Origin of the sequence: Rhodonellum sp. (assembly GCF_030656585.1) — a bacterium.
Classification (GTDB): domain Bacteria; phylum Bacteroidota; class Bacteroidia; order Cytophagales; family Cyclobacteriaceae; genus Rhodonellum; species Rhodonellum psychrophilum.
In genome coordinates this window covers 1-17,781 of record NZ_JAUSPP010000079.1, presented here as the reverse complement: position 1 = coordinate 17,781, position 17,781 = coordinate 1, and the positions used below count along the sequence as shown (strand labels likewise).

Genomic DNA, 17,781 nt, shown 5'->3' with positions numbered 1-17,781 from the left:
ATCATGTGCGGTGTCATGTGCGGTATCATGTGCGGTGTCATGTGCGGTGCTTGCAGATGGTCGCCAAAGAGTAACCAAAAAGGTTTTAGTATCCTGAAATTCCGGTGCCTTCAATCCCCTGTCGGCAGACAAGGCAAACATCTCGGGAATACCCGTGCCAAAGCGCTCAATGGCACCTGTCAAAAACATACAATTGGCCAAGGTCGGATTGAAAGGGTAGGAGCTATGAGGCTCTTTCAATTTAGAAATGTCCAACTCCTTGGGTAAGGAACCTGGATTTGAGATTTCAATCCGGTCTTTGAAAACAGACACTTGAATACTGCCCTTGCTGTAATAATCCCGATGCGCTATGGCATTGATAATTCCTTCTGCGATGACTGCCCGGGGAATTTCGTAGGTCGTATCTACCAAATTGAATTTACTTCTGTCTCCTGTGGAAAGACTGATTTTTGAAAGCACAAAGTCTATGGAATCATCTGCCATTTGAAAAACCGTGCCTCCAAATTCTTTGTAATCGGGAATGGGTTTACTAACCGTGAATCCATGAAAATGGGCACATTTCACCGTGGCCGACGGAAAGAAAACCTGGGGATTGGTCCCAAAAGCAAGAATAGCAGGATTGGTCAACTGACCCTGTCTCATCAACCGTAAATGTGTCAGGATTTTTTCTGTTGGATCGGTTACTTTTAGCGGGAAATTACGCTTGGCCCTTGCCTCCCGGACGAATTCTGAAAGGGCTACCTCAGAAATATCTTCCAATTCGGCTTTTCTTGAAATACTGCTGTCAAAATCATCCGCATCTATTTTCCCGCTTTGCTTGAGATACAAAATCGCCGAGCGGTAGATTTCTTTTTTCAGTTCGTCAAAGGTTTCAAATCGCTTTCGGGAAACCCGCTCACCTACTTTGTCTATAAATGCCACTTCTTTTGGGTGGCGACTCAGAAAGCTGCCTCCCTTGATAAAAACCCAGCAAGGCTTATTGGCTTCTTGTGCCTGATCAAACTCTCGCTCTGTGGGAGAAATCCCATCCTGATCCTCAAAACCATAATCCGTACCCAATAGACCTATATAGATATCACAGGTATTGACTTCTTTGAGATATACTGTTCCCGGATTTTCTCCTGTGGCCGCGATTTCTTCAAATAAATAAGGCTCGAAGAAAAGCTTCAGTAATTCATCTTCACGGATGTAAGCAGCAAGTGCCATCCGCTCTGCAGCAAACTCTTTCTGAACACTCGATATAAAGATGATTTCTTTGGGCATCTAGGATTCGTCCATGTTTATAATATTTGACTGTTCAGTTTTTAACATTTCGCTTAATTTTTTTGGAGCACCTCCCTTTAAATTTCCCTTGGTATTGTAAAATATATGTTCATCTGGAAAATTTTCATCCATTCCTGTCCAATTTGGTAATGAACAAGGGGACCCTGATGATATTACAATGAAATTTCCCTCTCCCCACATTTTCGTTTTTAGTCTTATGGAATACCATAAAATTTTTTCCCCTAGAGAAGATGGGTTAGTAAGATTGGCTTCGTCTGTTTTCTGTTTGATGAAATCTTCAATTTCTTTATTTGAAATTATAAACTCATTAAAAAACCTTATAAACGTGGATTTTCCAAATGACTGGTCCGAATATCCATTCCCTCTGATAATTCTTCTCCAATTATCAAATTTTAAATTTTTATAATATTTTGGTTTCTCTTGATGCCAATATTCACCATAAAATAATAAAGCATTTTGAACATTTAAATGTACCTTGGAGTCTTTAGGAAAGAGTTCATGAAATGTGTTTTTAATTTGTCTTAGTTCGTTCAAATCGGGAAAAATTTCAAAATCTATTAGGTGGGAAATATTCGTTCCTCCTACGTCCTTGCCTTCGAGATTGTAAGGATGATCCTCTATTTCCCAGATTAGTTCTTCATGTTCTCTTTGGACTTGGATGCTTCCAGGATGTTGGTTTAGTATTTTATTCTTTCCTATTTCTTCAGAGTTCCTAATTTTTGAATCAGCGGATTCAGTTAGGTTAAGATTTTCAATTTCAAGCGGAAGAGAATTGTCTGTTGGGTCAAGAACTCCAATAGAATCTTCAAGAATAAAATTAACGGTATCTTTAATTGATTTTACAGACCTATTATAATTTTTATATCTCAAAAAGACCATCCTTAGAAATCTAAAGTTCTCAATGATGAAATCAATGCCTTGTGATTCAGTAGGGATTTTCTTCAATCTCTTTCTGAAGTAAAAAAGAATACTCCAAAGGAAAACCATCCTGTTTCTTTCGGTTGCTCTATTGTCATCTTCATAGTTAGCATACCAATTTGTCCCTCCTTTGGAATTAAGAATTTCCCAAAATTCATTTAGACATTTATCAACCCATGAAGAATAATTGTACAGGCTGCAGAACTGGCTTTTGGTATCCTCTAAGAACTTTAAGACATTAAAATACTTCTCAATTATTCCTATGGATAAAGGATTAACAACTTGGACAGCTCTAATTTCTTTAAGCTTATCAAACTCTTCCTTTGAATAAAAATTCGAAGTATCACCTTTAATGTAGTTTTCAAGGCCAGATATGCATGCTAAAAATTCGTTGAACCCAGGATCGGCATTTTGATTTCCTTTTCTATTTATCCAAAAAAAATCCTGCCATTCTTCCCATATTTTCCCATAGTAATTCTTTGATTCCTGATTAGGCAGTTCACTTAATAATTCTGCTTTTATATTCTCATTTCCTTGCATCTGCTCTCCTCGAGCATTCATATAGATGTATAATTCTTCACCTTGTTCGCTCACATTGGTGTCGAAATACCAGAATTCGGTAAACTCCTCTAAGTATTTGTAAAACCCTTGTTCATCAATTGATTGGGTGTTCAGTGTTTCATCAAGGAGCCGATGGTTTGCCTCTAAATTTTTTATGGTTTCATCGTTATTGTAAAAATCAAAAAACCAAGCTTGTTCCTTGACCGGAAAATTTTTTTCAAGAAGATGAAGACAAAAGTGCCTGAAAAAATCTTGAGCATTATCTCTTACTCGGAAGTCCAGCTTTTGGCTTCGTTCAATCAAATAGGAACCTTTAAATTTTTCTTTTAAGGATTCATTTCTATTTGCTAAGGTTAAAAGCATTAAGAAAACAGTAGTTATCCTTTGTTGGCCGTCAATTAAAAAATATCTACCTGGAAGTTCCTCGTCACAATAGGCATAAATAAATCCTATGTTGGAAGAATAATTTCTCTTTTTGTAAAACTCTTCGAAATCTGCTTTGAGTTGGGGGTCATGAATATCTCCCAAGTCAATTGTTGAGTTTTGATACTTAGTGAAATCTTCAAGCAAAGAATGGATCAATCCATTGACCTGTTCTTTTTGCCAGACATAGTCTCGTTGGATTTCGGGGATCACAATTTGGTCGATGTACCGATTTACAAAAAGGTCCCTAAAGCAATACTTCCCAGTTCTCATATATCAAGCTCCTCCCTTGCTTTTTGAATAGACTGAAAAATATAATCTTGATGAACTTGGATATCATCTCTTGTCCACATGGATAAATTATGGTCTGGTAATGAGGGTATCATCTTGCTGAAAACATCGAAAGTGTGTTTTGGAACAAAGCTGCCTTTTTGGATAAGCTCAAGAATATTTTTCCTTTTTTCTTTAAAGAATTTATTGCCATTCGAGCTGTTGTCACTATTAGATAACAGACACATGTTTCCAATAGAATTTAGTGAGCCAAGACTTTTCAACGCCTCATAATAAAGTGCCTTTTCAGGTTCTGTTCTCGAATCTTTTTTTAGAATTTCTCTCACGTCATCTGATAGATTTTCATCCAGCATTTGGATGACTAATTCCCTTTGGTCTGGTGTTAATTGATTTTTCTTTCCTTCGGGGCTTTGTGGAAAAATATGTTCCAAGGTCCATTTTTCAGTTTCGAAAAGATGAAAATCAAATCTTTTTCTAATACCATCAGGAAATACATTTAAATAAAGAAGCACCGCATGAATAACTTGGTCATCATCTCCTCCGTATCTCAACTCTTGAATTTCCTCTCTTGGTAAAAGATCAAATCTTGCTTTTTCAAGAGCCTTGAAAAGTTCCTTGTATTCACGAATTTTTAATAGGGGAATTAGAAATTCCAAAGAGTTGTTTTTTCTCCCTTTTGTGAATCTACAGAAGCCAATCAGGGTATAAATGTCATCTCTATTGTACCAGTCTAAAAGCTTGTTGTAATTCTCCCTTAAGAGTTTATAGGCATCTTCAAGATCATCCAAACTATGAAAAAAGTTAAAAAGATGATGGTCTTCTTTCTTGCCTATTTTTAATGTTTTTTGGCTTTTCCCCTCAATCATTTTTGCGGTTATAGTAAGCAACCCTTCCATGCCATCCCCGCCTAAGAAGTAAAATGATCTGACGTCGGGCCAATTACACCAAGCAGAGATTTCATCCCATTTTCGACCGAGGTTTGAGCGTAATTCTAAGATTTCACGGAAATGAATTTTTGATTTTCCCTGCCTCCCGATCTTAGTTATGAAATAACCTTTTACCAACTCTGTTTCAGTCAAAGGTACTTTGTTACTGTTTAAATTTCGGAAGACTGTCTCACTACTTACATGGGATTCTACCGAATTCACTATCAACATGACATGCTTTGATACAAACTCATGAAACAGGATCAAGTCCTTTTTCAATTCATCCTTTAAGAATTTATCAATTCGTTTTGCAGCTTCGAAAAAATAATAAATGTCTTGCTTGTCGAGCCGGTCCCGATCTTTATCTCTAAATTCCTTCCAATCGCATTTTAATAACTCATTAAGTTTTTCTACAGAATTGATATGAGTTTGGAAAAAATTAGCTCTGATTGCATAATCGAGCTTGTTTATTCCAAGGTTTTCTTTTCCGGTTTGAAAGGAAAGAACTGAAAAAAGAATGGAGAGAGTGGTTAGACGCTGTTGTCCATCAATTACCTCAAGGTGAAAATTTCCATGCTCATCTGATTTACTTCTCTTTACTGTAATGTATTGGAGATAGTATTCGCGGCGGGTTCCTTTTTGAAAGGCTGTGAAAGCTTCCTTGAGATCTTTAAGTAGGATTGTAACGGCACCGTTTGGGTCGGAACCCCATTTATATCCCCGCTGGAAAGCAGGAATATGGTAAGTATTGCAATCATATTGGAAAAGTGCTCCATCTTCAGAAATTGAATTGAAAACATTTTCTGTATTAAAAACTAACTCCCTCATACCCCACTCACCTTTATCTTCCCAGTCACCGCACAATTGATCACCGTTGCCTTGTATTCCTTTAGCTTTTCTATTTCTTGTTCTTTGAGTGAGGTGGTTTCTGCTATTTTGGAAACTCCATTTTCGATATAACTTGCTATTTCGATTTGTTCTTGCTCAGTAGGTAAAAGAAAGTAACCATTTTTTAAATCTGAATTCCTGAGACCAACTCTAGTAATCCCATTTGAACAAACTTCAAATTGGGAATTGAACGATTTTGTTTTCAACGCTTGAAATAAATATCTGCTATAACAATTTTGAAATGTTCGAATAATAGCTAAATGGTACCCACAAACTACATTTGTTAATTTTTCTTTGATATATGTTGGTACAGCAATGTCACTTGCTGTTTCTGAATCTTTTGTAATTACAATGTCACCCTCTTTGAGAGTGAATTTATTGATTTGCTCGTTGGATGCCGTTGCTATCATTAATTCCATATCGTTAGTTATGTAATCATTTTTATAGACATCTGTATAGTTGCAAAGTCTAACCTCTTTCTCATTGGGTTTACTATGTTTATCAATATTACTTGGGAAACAATTAGCTAAATATCGAAGTTTCTTCACCTCCCAACCCTCAGGAATCTCCCCAACCCATTCCACACCGCTATCCTTCAATTTTACATTCGGGTTTAGCCCACGGGTGACGGCTTTGTGAATCAGGATTTGGCGACGTTCCTTCAGCAGTTCTATTTGCTTTTGCTTGATGGATATCGCCTGATCGATTAGGGTTGTCTTTCGATCGAGGAAGTCAGCTATTGCGGTTTGTTCTTGGAGAGGAGGGATTAAAATTAATCCCTTTTTAAGATCACTTGACCCTAAACCTACTCTTGTGATTCCATTTGAACAAATTTCAAATTGAGCATTGAAAGTTTTGTCCTGAAACAATCTGAAAAGAAAATGTGGATTAACTTTTTTATGTGATCTAACTATTGCTAAATGATATCCACAAATGACATTTTTCAATTCTTCCTTGACCAACGCTGGAACTGCAATATCACTTGAGGTTTCAGAATCTTTGGTGATAATTATATCTCCAACTTTCAAACTAAATTTTTGAATCTGTTCATTTGAAGCAGTAGCAACCATGAAGTTCATTTCATTTGAAATGAATTCATTTTTATAAACATCAGTATAGTTGCAAAGGCGTACCTGCTTTTCATTTGGCTTACTGTGCTTATCTACATTACTTGGAAATGAATCGGAGATATGTTTAAGCTTTTTGATTTCCCAATTCTTAGGAATCTCTCCCAACCACTCAACCCCCGAATCTTTGTAAAAAGGGTATTTATCCAGATTAGTTTTCATGGTCTAATTGCTTTAATTCCTGTTCCAACTCCTCAATTTGCGGCAAGGTAGATTGTAAATTTTCGGGTACTGCTTTACTCAACACATAGTCCGCTACGCCAATGGGTTGGTTGTATCCTTTAAGCGCATATTCAGCTATAATTTCATTTTTACCCTTGCACAGCAAAATACCTATGGTATCATTGTCTTGCTCCGTTTTCAGGATGTCATTTATGACATTGATGTAGAAATTCAGTTGTGCCGGGTCACTGGGTTCAAAGGCCCTGGCTTTCAGTTCCACCACCACATAGCAGTGCAGTTTGGTATGGTAAAACAATAGATCTGCATGGTAATCTTTGCCTCCAACCCGCATCGGGTATTGCTTGCCGACAAAGGCAAAGCCTTGCCCGAGTTCCAGTAAAAATTGTGTGATATGCCGCGTAAGTTGTTCCTCAATATTGCGTTCATCTGCTTGCTCTTTGGCCTGCACAAAATCAAAAATATAGGGGTCTTTAAGCAGGTAATTGGCAAAATCAGATTGGGGTGCGGGCAAGGTAGCCGTAAAGTTGGATACTTTTTTGAGAGCGATTTGTCTTTCAAACAATCCTGCCTCAATCTGCATGAGCAACATGTTTTTACTGATACCGTGCTCCAGGGTGTTGAGCATATACCAAAATCGGTTGGCCATTTTGGGGCATTTGTCTATCAATACCAAATGGTGGGACCAGCTTATTTTACCTACCAATGAGTCTGTAAAATTGATTTCGTCAAATTGCGCAACCGGTGGTTGCGTAATGTCAGATTCAAAGCCATCATTGCTTTTTAATAGCGCAACCAGCTGTTGCGTATTTGTTTTTGCCTGCTCCCAAAGGTTGTTTAAATGGAGGATGCGGTCAGGCGTATAAGCTTCAGCAAACTGCCGCATGTACAATAGATTTCTCGCAGAAAACCCTTTAATGGCAGGGAATTTTTTTCGTAAATCTTTTGAAAGCGTATCAATCACCTTTGCTCCCCAAGCGTTGATTTTGGTGCGGGCTGATAATTCGTTGCCGATTTTCCAATAAGCCCAAAGAAGCTGCGTATTGGCGGCAATCACTATCTTGACCTGGGCAAGTTCTATGGTTTTGACAATAGCTTTCAGTGCTTCAGCGTAGGCCTTATCTGGTTTTAATTTTTTGTCTTCTTCCATGTCAAAGACTCAATATTTCTTTGATCAAACCATCACTCAATTCCTCCAGTTTTAAAATATCGCTGCTTACTTCTTCAATGTCACGCAAAGGTTTGTGTCGATAAAAGTATTTGTTGAAGCTGATCTCATAGCCGATTTTGGTTGCATCGAGATTTATCCAGGCTTCGACGACATGAGGTTTGACTTCTCTGATAAAGTACTCGTGGATGCTTTCCCTTAAGGGTACATTTTCTGTATCCCGCAGATCGCTTTCTGTTTCGTAAGTCAGGTACCCGCCCCGACTGGCAGGCTCTCCTTTTTTGGAAGTAGGGAAGTACCCATAATCCGGAAGTTGCTCTTCTTTGCAGCCAAGATGGTCAAGGAGTTGATCCAGTTTTGCACCGCTTAGTTTCACGGTGCCTTTCACCACTTTTTCAGCTTCGGCATCGTACCAGCTCACCGCATTCAAAATGGTATTCTTTTCGGAAGCGGAAAGTTTTACTTTGTTGGCTTTCAGTGCCGCATCTACCTTTTCTTTGAATACATTAAAATCATTGTACTCAGCGGTGCCAATGAGTTGCATCAGTGCATGGGCAGTATTTAAGAATCCCAAATGTTTGGTCCAAAGCGCATCACTTACCAGGGCTTTGCTTTGTTTGGCATTCAAGTTCAGCTCATTTTTTTCGCACCATTCGGTTATTGCTTTTGCGTGTTGGCGCAGATTGGTATAGACTTCCTCTCCAAAGGTTTCATAGGCCCAAGCCATAGGTTCCCGCAAGCTTTTGTCAAAACGAAGTTCAGCAATACGTTCGGCAGTAAACTGTGCTTTCAGTCGTTTTGGTCGTTCTATGGTTACTTTGTAATATCCAAAATCGTGATTGTCGAACACCTTGGCAGCAATGCCTTGTTCTTCCTGGGTTTCTGAATGGTTGACTCGGTCCACCACCTGCAGATTCTCATATACCGATACAATTTCACGAATATGTGCAGGAGCAAACTCACAGTTTTTATTCCCCAGGTTCTTTCGCAGTTTCCGAAACAACAAACCCGCATCAATCAATTGCACCTTACCCTTTCGGTTTGCTGCTTTGCTGTTGCTCAATATCCAGATGTAGGTAGTAATGCCTGTATTGTAAAACAAATTGTTGGGCATTTGGACAATGGCTTCCAACCAATCGTTTTCAATAATGTACCTGCGGATGTTGCTTTCACCACCACCGGCATCTCCTGTAAACAAACTGCTGCCGTTGTGCACGGAGGCAATTCTTGAGCCCAGGGGACTTTGGGAATGTGGTTTCATCTTGTTTACCATTTCCATCAGGAACAGCAATTGGCCATCCGACGAGCGGGGAGTGGCATCGGCCTCTTCTGCTACACCCCAATAATTTTTGAGCTTGATTTGAAAACGAGGGTCAATAATGTCTTTTCCATCTTTGATATACTTTTGTTCACTTGCCCAGGATTTTCCGTATGGGGGATTGGAAAGCATAAAGTCAAAGGTGGTTCCTGCAAACTCGTCTGTTGAAAGTGTGGAACCCACCCGTATATTTTCGGGATTGTTGCCCTTGATCATCATATCCGATTTGCAAATGGCATAAGTTTCATCGTTTATTTCCTTGCCGTACAAGTAAACATCTCCCGTGGCTTTGATCTCGCCCTCTTCGTCCTTGATAAAATTCTGGGATTCGGTGAGCATTCCGCCACTCCCACATGCGGGATCGTAAATGGTCATGACAGGGGGAAGCTTGCTTTTGATCGGCTCAAAAATGATATGGGTCATCAGGTCAATTACTTCACGCGGTGTAAAGTGTTCCCCGGCTTCTTCGTTATTGTCTTCGTTGAATTTGCGGATCAACTCTTCAAACACGTATCCCATTCCCAAATTGGTCAAAGGCGGAAGCTTTCGCCCATCGGGATCGTTCTTTTCAAAAGGGGTAAGATTGATGTAAGGTGACGTGAATTTCTCCAGAACGTTCAACAAAACATCTTTCGATGCCATGTGCCGAACCTGGCTTTTGAGTTTGAATTTTTCAATGATCTCTTTTACATTTCCGCTGAAGCCATTTAGGTAATCTTCAAAATTGGCTTGTAAAATCTGCTGATTATTGGTTGCGGTGTCGTGCAGGCGTTGGAGAGTCCATTCGCTCGTATTGTAAAACACATAACCGCTGGCATCCCTCAATCCATTTTCATCCCACTCTGTAAACTTTGCCTCTTCCTTCTGGAAAACCAGTTCTTCCAACACTGCGGCTTTGGTTGGTTCCAGTAAGGCATCCAATCTGCGCAAAACCACCATGGGTAAAATCACATCGCGGTATTTTCCTCTTACATACACATCGCGAAGGCAATCGTCGGCAATTGACCAAATGAAGGATACTGATTTGTTATGGACTGCTTGATTCATTTTATCATGTTGATTTATCCCCGTTTTCTTGTCAGCGAATATCGGTAATTTTCCCAGTGATTGGCCAAAAAAGCGGTTCTGCTTTTACCCAAGCCATGGTTCCGAAAGTTAACTTTGGGCATTAAGCTGGGAGGTATAAAAGATTTTGGATAAGGAACGCTGGGCTTATGGTTCAATGGTTTTTGTGCTGGTGATTTTAGTTGTTCTTCAAACATACCCATTCCCGAACGATTAAAAAATACCCTAATCTGGGTATTTTTATAAAAAAATGACTTTTATTATAATTAATATTGATATAGGTATATAATTCTTGTTCTTTTTTTATACGATTGTTGAGATCTTTAATCTCGAACAACACATATCCCAAGATTTGAAACCCCAATCATATTCCCACGAAGAAGGAATGCAAATCCCCCCTTTTATCTGAATCCGACATTGCAAATATCGAACAGCAAGAGACCCAATAATCCTATAATCCTTAGCCCAATTTTAACCCGTATTGTACATTACCAACCGTAATTCTCTAATAATCAGTTAGGAGTTTGGCTTTTTTGACTTCACCATCTTGGCACCAGCCCTTATTCTCCCAATAGTCTGATTTTATTGAATTTTCAAGCCCATTTGGAAACCGGATGCATATTTTGGGTTAAAGAGTTGAAATCACCCTTCTTGCTCCTAAAAATCTTGCCCTGTATTGCGGGTGTTCCAGACTGTTGGTGGTAATGCCTCTGCCACCGCCTCCTGAAGAGCTATGGACAAAAAAGATTTCATCTTCTGTTGAGAACACGATGCCGACATGCCCGACCCGGTCACTGTCATTCTCATATCCTTTGAAAAAAACCAGATCACCCTTGGCGAGATTACTTTCGTCCACCGGAGTGCCTTCCAAAAACTGGTTGGCAGAACCGGCGGGAATTTCGATCCCAAACTTATTGAAAACAAAGTAAATAAACCCCGAACAGTCAAATCCATTCAACGATTTGCCTTCATAGGCGTAGGGAATTCCTTTCATGGACAAGGCGTAAGTTATCAGAGAATCAGTTTTGGTGTCAATTGCATTGTCATATAAAAAAATTTGTTGGGCAGCAGCTGAGTTGGTTTTGTTGGCTTCGGATTGATTCCGGACCAAGACCACCAAGAGGCCAACGGCCACCAACAGATAAATGGCTCTTTGCTGGCTAAGTCTCTTTGCACCCTTAAAAATCAACTCTAAATACCGCAGCATATTAAAATAATTTAGTCGAAATTTAAGGATAGCTTTAATTGTGCCACAAATCGTTTTTTGATCAATAGAGATAAATTCCGACGAAATTACAGGATAGGAGAGGTGGATTTGCTTCATTTGATGAGACAATACGATATGCTTATTTCTAAAATTCTGGAACAATGGGTAAAAAAGAAACAACATTTGACCAAAATACATTGGAATACGATCGCTGGTTTGAAAAGCATCCATGGGTTTACCGATCGGAAATTCTGGCCATTCAACAAGCGCTTCCGAAAGATAAATCCGGGATTGAAATCGGTGTGGGTACTGGCCGTTTTGCGGAAACTTTACACATTAAATTTGGGGTAGAACCTTCCGCGAATATGGCAAGGATGGCTAAAAAGCGAGGTGTACACATTTACACCGCATATAGCGAAAATCTTCCGATTGAAAATGAAAGCTTCGACTTTGCCCTGATGGTGACGACCGTCTGTTTTATTTCTGACATCCCAAGAGCGTTTTCGGAAGTTCATCGCATCTTAAGACCAAAGGGAGAAATCATCGTCGCCATCATTGACAAAAACAGCGCACTCGGTAAAAAATACCAAGCAGGACAATCTTCAAGCAAATTTTATAAGGAGGCTCATTTTCATTCCACCGAAGAAATAACGGAATTGCTGAAGCAATCCGGTTTTCATGATTTTGACTACTGGCAGACTTTGGCCAAACCGGATGAAAATGAAATCGAAAAACCTATCAAAGGTTACGGTCAAGGGAGTTTTGTGGTCATTAAGGCCGTTATATGAGGTTTTCCCTTTAAATGAATTACCGGAAAATGCTATTTCCCTTAAGAAAAGTCATTTATGACCACAGAAAGAAGTATCCAACTATTTTTCTCTACGACCTATTGCCCCTACTGTTTACGTTTAAAAATCTCGAAATACAGATATTTCAGGATTTGCAATCCTGGTCATGGTTCCACGAAGATGGATTTCAAATCCCTCTTTTACCCGAATCCGACATCCAAAATGTCAAATTACCCTTCTCCGAATATTTTGATCATTAGTTAATGCTGTTTTTTTTTAGAGAATTTATATCTATTTTCAATTGTGCATTCCACATGAAGTGTGTTTTTAGGAATTGGCCTAATCCCGGTTCTGATGATTTTGATTGGGAAAGGTCTTTTTTGATGGATGGGATTCTTTTATGGCCCATTTGGAAGTTTGATGGGCGGTAAGGCTTTTGGTATTTGCCGATAATTATCCGGAGAGAGAAGTCTTTTCCGGCTGTGAAGGGACTATTTTTAAATCATTAGAGAGAGACAGGATATGAAATATTTCATAGGACTGAACAATGAATTTCTGACTGAGGTTGGTGAAATCTATCAATTTACCCGGCGATTTTTCAGGGAATTTTTCAAGCCCAAACAGGAGTTTGATGAATTCCTGCACCAATGTTTCTGGGTGGGGTACAAGACCTTGCCATTGGTAGGGCTGACGGCATTTATCATGGGACTCGTCCTGACGATCCAATCGCGGCCCACACTGGTGGAATTTGGTGCGCAGTCGATGTTGCCGGCGATGGTGTCGGTGTCTCTGGTGCGGGAAATCTCCCCGGTCATCACCGCACTGATCTGCGCGGGCAAAATCGGCTCGGGCATGGGGGCTGAACTGGGGTCCATGCGGGTCACAGAACAGATCGATGCCATGGAGGTTTCGGGTACTAATCCCTTCAAATACCTTATTGTCACCCGTGTGGTGGCCACCACCGTCATGCTGCCCCTGCTCTCCAATCTCTCCAACGCCATTGCGATCTATGGGGGCTATCTCGGCGTCAACATCCGTGGCCATGTAAGCTGGCATTTGTACTGGACCCAAGTTTTCGATGCCTTGAGTTATGGTGACCTGATTCCTTCCCTGATCAAGACTTTCTTTTTCGGTTTTGCCATCGGCATTATCGGCTGTTATAAAGGATACAATTCCAAGAAAGGGACGGAAGGGGTGGGAAGATCTGCTACTTCTGCCGTGGTGGTGGCCTCGCTTCTGGTCTTTGTCATTGACCTGATCGCTGTCCAGATCACGGATCTTTTGGGATTTACTTAAACCGAATCGAAAATGGATCCAGTCGTGAAAGTAGAAAACGTCAACAAATCCTTTGGAGACAACCATGTGCTCCGCAATTTCTCCTTGGAATTGGAGCCCGGCGAAAACCTGGTGATCCTTGGGAAATCGGGCTCGGGTAAGTCGGTGTTGATCAAATGTATCATCAACCTGATGCCGGCGGATACGGGCAAGATCATCGTCCTGGATCAATCGATTCAGGACATGGATCAGGAGGAACTCGATATCCTGCGGGCCAAGGTCGGATTTCTTTTCCAGAGCAATGCCTTGTATGATTCGATGACCGTCCGGGAAAACCTGGAGTTTCCATTGCGCAGGCACTGGAGCAAGGAAGAACGGGAAAGGGGATCCGAAATGGCGGTTTTGGAGGCTTTGGAGGATGTTGGACTGGCCCATACCATCGATATGATGCCGGCGGAGTTGTCCGGCGGAATGCGGAAAAGGATTGCCCTGGCGCGCACCCTGATCCTGAAACCGACCATCATTCTTTACGATGAACCCACTACGGGTCTGGATCCGGTCACCGCACGGGAAATCAGCAATTTGATGATAGAAGTGCAAAAGAAATACAATGCTTCGTCGATCATCATTTCGCATGACATGAATTGTATCAACATTACCTCCAACCGTGTCATCATGTTGATCGAAGGAAGGTGTTATGCCAATGATACCTTCAATAATCTTAAAAAATCCACTGATCCCAAAATCCGGGAGTTTTTTGCCTGACCATGAAAAAGAATACGATAGAAAACTCGAAAGTAGGCTTGATCGTGATTGCGGGAACACTTTTCCTGCTTTTCAGCCTGTATATGATTGGAAAAAACCAGAACCTGTTCGGTTCCACCTTCAACCTCCGAGCCGTAGTCAAAAACGTCAACGGATTGGTGGTGGGAAACAATGTAAGATTCATGGGCATGGATGTGGGCACGGTGAAGTCGATCGACATGGCCAATGATACCTCCATTTACATCAGCATGCTCATCAACAATAAAATGAAGCCCTTTATCAAGAAAAATGCGATCACCACCATCGGTACCGATGGATTGATGGGCAATAAATTGATCCACATCCTTCCCCAGAAAGAGGTGGCTGAGCCCGTTGAGGAAGGCGATGTCATTTTCTCACAAACCCCGATCGATACGGATGACATCTTCAGGAGCCTGAATGCAACCAGCATGATCGTCGAAAAAACTTCTTTGAATCTCTTTGAAATCACTTCTAAATTGAACGGCAATGAGAATTTTTGGGCCTTCCTTTCGGATACAGTCCTTACCCAGGATTTGAGAAATTCCGTCAGGGAATTCCGGCGAACAGGAGCGAATGCCAGCGCCATGACGCTTGCAGGGAGGAATCTTGTCGAGAGACTCGAGCAGGGAAGCGGTCTGGTCAATACCCTTTTTATGGATTCGATTTTGTCCAATCAGCTGACCACCTCTCTGGAACAGATCGGGCAAGCGAGTACCCATGCTGAATTGTTGCTGGAGGAAGTGAAAACGATGGTGATTGCCATGGAAAAGGGGGAAGGGACCACAGGATTGATTCTGAGGGATTCCATGATGCGGGAATCGATTTTGAACACCGCATTGAATATAGAAGAGGGAACGGACAAATTCAACCAAAACATGGAAGCGCTCAAAACCAATTTTCTTTTCCGTCGGTATTTTAGAAGACAGGAGAGATTAAGAGCGAAGGAAAAGGAGGCGGGAAATGGGAATTGAAGGAATCATTTATTGGAGTAAATGTCAATTTTCATTTGGCATTTGAAAATGGTAGATTTTTGTCAAAAGAAAGGAATCACTTCCGCTGCTGTAGGTTGATTTACCTCATGCTTTAGTGTGATTTAATAACAAAAATAACATCAACCCCCATCAATGGAGAAGGTTGAAAATCGGCTTTTTTTATCCCGAAATATGCATCAGATTTCCTAATGAACTTGAAACAGCAAAAAAATCAGACTATTGGGAGACTCATTCCTGATACCAAGAGGGTAGGGTCAAAATAGCCAAGACCTAATTGATTATCCGTTACTTACAATCTAGAATTGAGTTCGTAATGCATAAAACGGGTTAAAAATAGTGAAAACCAATTCATTACTAAGTATTTATATGTTGTGATGCAATTGGTGATGCAGAACAGGGATTAAAAAAATTCCGGCTAAAAAACATACTTATTTTTTATATTTAAACTTTATATAATTATATTCAATTCGAGAAACGGATTCTTTTATTTTTAGAATACAAGGGATTGGAGTCTGTTTTTTGGTTTTTTTTAAGGCTCTTTTTTAAATCTAAACCTCAGGAGGAGTGTCCGCTATGTTGATTATTGTGATGGGATTGCCCGGATCAGGGAAAAGTTATTTTGCAAGGAGATTGGCCAAGCAGCTCGGGGCGGTGTATGTGGGCAGTGACGAACTTCGGAGAAAAATGGGTTTGCTGGGAAAATACAAGATCGAAAACAGGATTTCCGTTTACAATGAAATGATCAAGACTTCCAAGGAGCTGCTTATCAAGGGGGAAGATGTGGTCATGGATGGTACTTTTTACCTTCAATTCATGCGGGATATGGCAATCTGCATGGCCAAAACCCTTTCTTTCGAGGTTTTCATCATTCTGGTAGAGGCAGAAGATACCCTGATTGGACAGCGACTTTCCATGCCAAGGGAAGACAGCGAGGCCGATCTGGCGGTTCACTATCAGATAAAAGGAGAGTTTGATCCTTTGTCGGAGCCCCATTTATTGATCCAATCCACGAATGAGAATTTGGAGGAGAATCTTGAAAAAGCAAAGCATTTTTTGGAAAAAGTCAATTGATGAAGCAAAGAAAAAGACAAGATGGACCAGGAAGAGGTTAGGGAATTGATGGCCAAGGGTTTTTTTATGGACAAACCCATAAATGGAACATTGGAAGAAACCAATATTTCCTGGGTGATTCTCAGCGCTACGCATGCCTTCAAGATCAAGAAGCCTTTGAAACTTTCCTTTTTGGACTATTCGACCCTTGGCTTGAGGAGAAAATATTGCGAAAAGGAAGTGGAGCTCAACCGCCGATTTTCCCCCATCTACCTCAATGCTTTTCCCATCAGGCGAAATGAAGACCAATGGGAAATTGGGGGCTTTGCCGGGGAAGTGATCGACTATACCGTGGTCATGAAAAGACTCGTTGCGGGAAAACGAATGGATATCCTTTTGTCTAAAAACAAAGTCACCGAAGATGAAATCTCCATTTTGGCCGGGCAATTGGGCTTGTTTCACCATGGCTCTGTGAAAGTCAAGCGGCCATTTGAACTTGGGTCAGCTCAGGGGATTTTCAACGATTTGATGTCCATCCAAGAAATCGCCTCCAAGGAATTGGATGGTAAATACCAGGAATGGATACCGGAATTGGTGGCATGGAGCGATGCTTTTTTGACCAAAAACGAAGCGAGATTTCGCCAGAGGATAGAGAAGGGGTATATGCGGGATGTCCACGGTGATCTTCACAGCGGGAATATTTTCCTTTACAAGAAACCCATTCTTTTTGATTGCATCGAATTTTCGGATGAATACCGACAGATCGATATCTTGTATGAAATCGCATTTCTTTATATGGATCTGGAATTTTTTGGAAAACCTGAATTGGCCAAGAAGTTATTGAGGGTTTATGATGCTGTTTTTCCATGCTTTCCGGAAGCGCTTGACAAGGATATTTTTAACTATTTCAAATGTCTTCGGGCCAATGTCAGGGCAAAAGTGCATTTGCTCAATGCGCAATCGGCAAGCCACACCAAGTCAAAATCGCTGCATCTACTCAAAGGAAAGGGCTATCTCGAATTGGCTATGAAATACAAGGATTCAATGTAATGGATGGAAGAAAAGCATGAAAAATCCTCAGAATAGATCCCAATTCCTTTGTTGATAAATTTCAAAAATTATTTATGGATTTTCGCCTTCATGCAAGAAGACGTATTCATTCCAAAACCAATTTTTCATGCAAAGTCCGTCAAGAGATAAAATTCCAATAGTTATCATTTACCGGAATCCATTTCAGTCTCCCTAAAAATCTTTGCGTACTCTGCGAAACACTTCGCACACGCTGGGAAAAAATATTCAGAACCAATTTTCGCGCAAAGTCCGCAGAGAACTTCGCAAATCCTGCCAAGAGATAAAATCCCAATAGTTATCATTTACCGGAATCAATTTATGGTCTCCCTAAAAATATTTGCGTCCTCTGCGAAATACTTAGCGCGCTCTGCGTGAAAATATTCAGAATTATTTTTTCACGCAAATTCCGCGGAGAACATCGCAAATTCCGCCAAGAGATAAAATCCCAATAGTTATCACTTGC

The 17,781-nt window shown here is 40.5% G+C and carries 13 protein-coding genes; 6 read left to right on the top strand and 7 right to left on the bottom strand.

The window, feature by feature from the left end:
• From Q7J63_RS19270 to Q7J63_RS19240, 7 genes are all read right to left on the bottom strand, one after another.
• A partial coding sequence (locus tag Q7J63_RS19270) for an ATP-binding protein (protein ID WP_304888585.1) occupies positions 1-1,263 on the bottom strand: 1,263 nt, incomplete at its 3' end.
• Positions 1,264-3,459, bottom strand: a complete 2,196-nt coding sequence (locus Q7J63_RS19265; RefSeq protein ID WP_304888583.1) for a DUF262 domain-containing protein — start codon at positions 3,457-3,459, stop codon at positions 1,264-1,266.
• Complete coding sequence (locus Q7J63_RS19260) at positions 3,456-5,231, bottom strand: DUF262 domain-containing protein (RefSeq protein ID WP_304888580.1); 1,776 nt, start codon at positions 5,229-5,231, stop codon at positions 3,456-3,458. Before Q7J63_RS19260 ends, Q7J63_RS19265 begins: the two co-directional genes overlap by 4 nt.
• Positions 5,228-6,580, bottom strand: coding sequence for a restriction endonuclease subunit S (locus Q7J63_RS19255; protein WP_304888578.1), 1,353 nt, complete (start codon positions 6,578-6,580; stop codon positions 5,228-5,230). Before Q7J63_RS19255 ends, Q7J63_RS19260 begins: the two co-directional genes overlap by 4 nt.
• The gene (locus tag Q7J63_RS19250; RefSeq protein ID WP_304888576.1) at positions 6,570-7,748 is read right to left on the bottom strand and encodes a YhcG family protein; all 1,179 of its coding nucleotides are present in this window, start codon (positions 7,746-7,748) and stop codon (positions 6,570-6,572) included. The genes Q7J63_RS19255 and Q7J63_RS19250 overlap by 11 nt, the downstream gene beginning before the upstream one ends.
• A 1-nt stretch (position 7,749) precedes the next feature.
• Positions 7,750-10,131 carry a class I SAM-dependent DNA methyltransferase gene (locus Q7J63_RS19245; protein ID WP_304888574.1) on the bottom strand — a complete coding sequence of 794 codons (2,382 nt, stop codon included), beginning with the start codon at positions 10,129-10,131 and terminating at the stop codon, positions 7,750-7,752.
• A gap of 646 nt (positions 10,132-10,777) precedes the next feature.
• Complete coding sequence (locus Q7J63_RS19240; RefSeq protein WP_304888572.1) at positions 10,778-11,356, bottom strand: C40 family peptidase; 579 nt, start codon at positions 11,354-11,356, stop codon at positions 10,778-10,780.
• A 161-nt stretch (positions 11,357-11,517) separates the two neighbouring features.
• Here Q7J63_RS19240 and Q7J63_RS19235 point away from each other — a divergent pair, with 161 nt between their 5' ends.
• The 6 genes from Q7J63_RS19235 (at position 11,518) to Q7J63_RS19210 (ending at position 17,297) form a co-directional block, all read left to right on the top strand.
• A complete protein-coding gene (locus tag Q7J63_RS19235) occupies positions 11,518-12,144 on the top strand; it encodes a class I SAM-dependent methyltransferase (protein WP_304888570.1) in 627 nt (208 codons plus the stop codon).
• A gap of 522 nt (positions 12,145-12,666) precedes the next feature.
• The gene (locus Q7J63_RS19230; RefSeq protein WP_019598188.1) at positions 12,667-13,440 is read left to right on the top strand and encodes an ABC transporter permease; all 774 of its coding nucleotides are present in this window, start codon (positions 12,667-12,669) and stop codon (positions 13,438-13,440) included.
• Positions 13,441-13,452: 12 nt separating this feature from the next.
• Positions 13,453-14,184, top strand: coding sequence for an ABC transporter ATP-binding protein (locus tag Q7J63_RS19225; RefSeq protein ID WP_019598189.1), 732 nt, complete (start codon positions 13,453-13,455; stop codon positions 14,182-14,184).
• Between the two features lie 2 nt (positions 14,185-14,186).
• Complete coding sequence (locus Q7J63_RS19220; protein ID WP_304888566.1) at positions 14,187-15,176, top strand: MlaD family protein; 990 nt, start codon at positions 14,187-14,189, stop codon at positions 15,174-15,176.
• A gap of 594 nt (positions 15,177-15,770) precedes the next feature.
• Positions 15,771-16,268: an ATP-binding protein gene (locus Q7J63_RS19215; protein WP_019598197.1), complete on the top strand. Its 498-nt coding sequence runs from the start codon at positions 15,771-15,773 to the stop codon at positions 16,266-16,268.
• A gap of 21 nt (positions 16,269-16,289) precedes the next feature.
• Positions 16,290-17,297: a hypothetical protein gene (locus Q7J63_RS19210; RefSeq protein WP_304888564.1), complete on the top strand. Its 1,008-nt coding sequence runs from the start codon at positions 16,290-16,292 to the stop codon at positions 17,295-17,297.
• Positions 17,298-17,781: the final 484 nt, after the last annotated feature.

Excerpts from the sequence above, each read along its gene's own strand:
- Q7J63_RS19255 (WP_304888578.1), bottom strand. The coding sequence starts at position 6,580 with ATGAAAACTAATCTGGATAAATACCCTTTTTACAAAGATTCGGGGGTT.
- Q7J63_RS19250 (WP_304888576.1), bottom strand. The coding sequence starts at position 7,748 with ATGGAAGAAGACAAAAAATTAAAACCAGATAAGGCCTACGCTGAAGCA.
- Q7J63_RS19245 (WP_304888574.1), bottom strand. The coding sequence starts at position 10,131 with ATGAATCAAGCAGTCCATAACAAATCAGTATCCTTCATTTGGTCAATT.
- Q7J63_RS19235 (WP_304888570.1), top strand. The coding sequence starts at position 11,518 with ATGGGTAAAAAAGAAACAACATTTGACCAAAATACATTGGAATACGAT.
- Q7J63_RS19240 (WP_304888572.1), bottom strand. The coding sequence starts at position 11,356 with ATGCTGCGGTATTTAGAGTTGATTTTTAAGGGTGCAAAGAGACTTAGC.
- Q7J63_RS19265 (WP_304888583.1), bottom strand. The coding sequence starts at position 3,459 with ATGAGAACTGGGAAGTATTGCTTTAGGGACCTTTTTGTAAATCGGTAC.
- Q7J63_RS19260 (WP_304888580.1), bottom strand. The coding sequence starts at position 5,231 with ATGAGGGAGTTAGTTTTTAATACAGAAAATGTTTTCAATTCAATTTCT.
- Q7J63_RS19210 (WP_304888564.1), top strand. The coding sequence starts at position 16,290 with ATGGACCAGGAAGAGGTTAGGGAATTGATGGCCAAGGGTTTTTTTATG.
- Q7J63_RS19220 (WP_304888566.1), top strand. The coding sequence starts at position 14,187 with ATGAAAAAGAATACGATAGAAAACTCGAAAGTAGGCTTGATCGTGATT.
- Q7J63_RS19225 (WP_019598189.1), top strand. The coding sequence starts at position 13,453 with ATGGATCCAGTCGTGAAAGTAGAAAACGTCAACAAATCCTTTGGAGAC.
- Q7J63_RS19215 (WP_019598197.1), top strand. The coding sequence starts at position 15,771 with ATGTTGATTATTGTGATGGGATTGCCCGGATCAGGGAAAAGTTATTTT.
- Q7J63_RS19230 (WP_019598188.1), top strand. The coding sequence starts at position 12,667 with ATGAAATATTTCATAGGACTGAACAATGAATTTCTGACTGAGGTTGGT.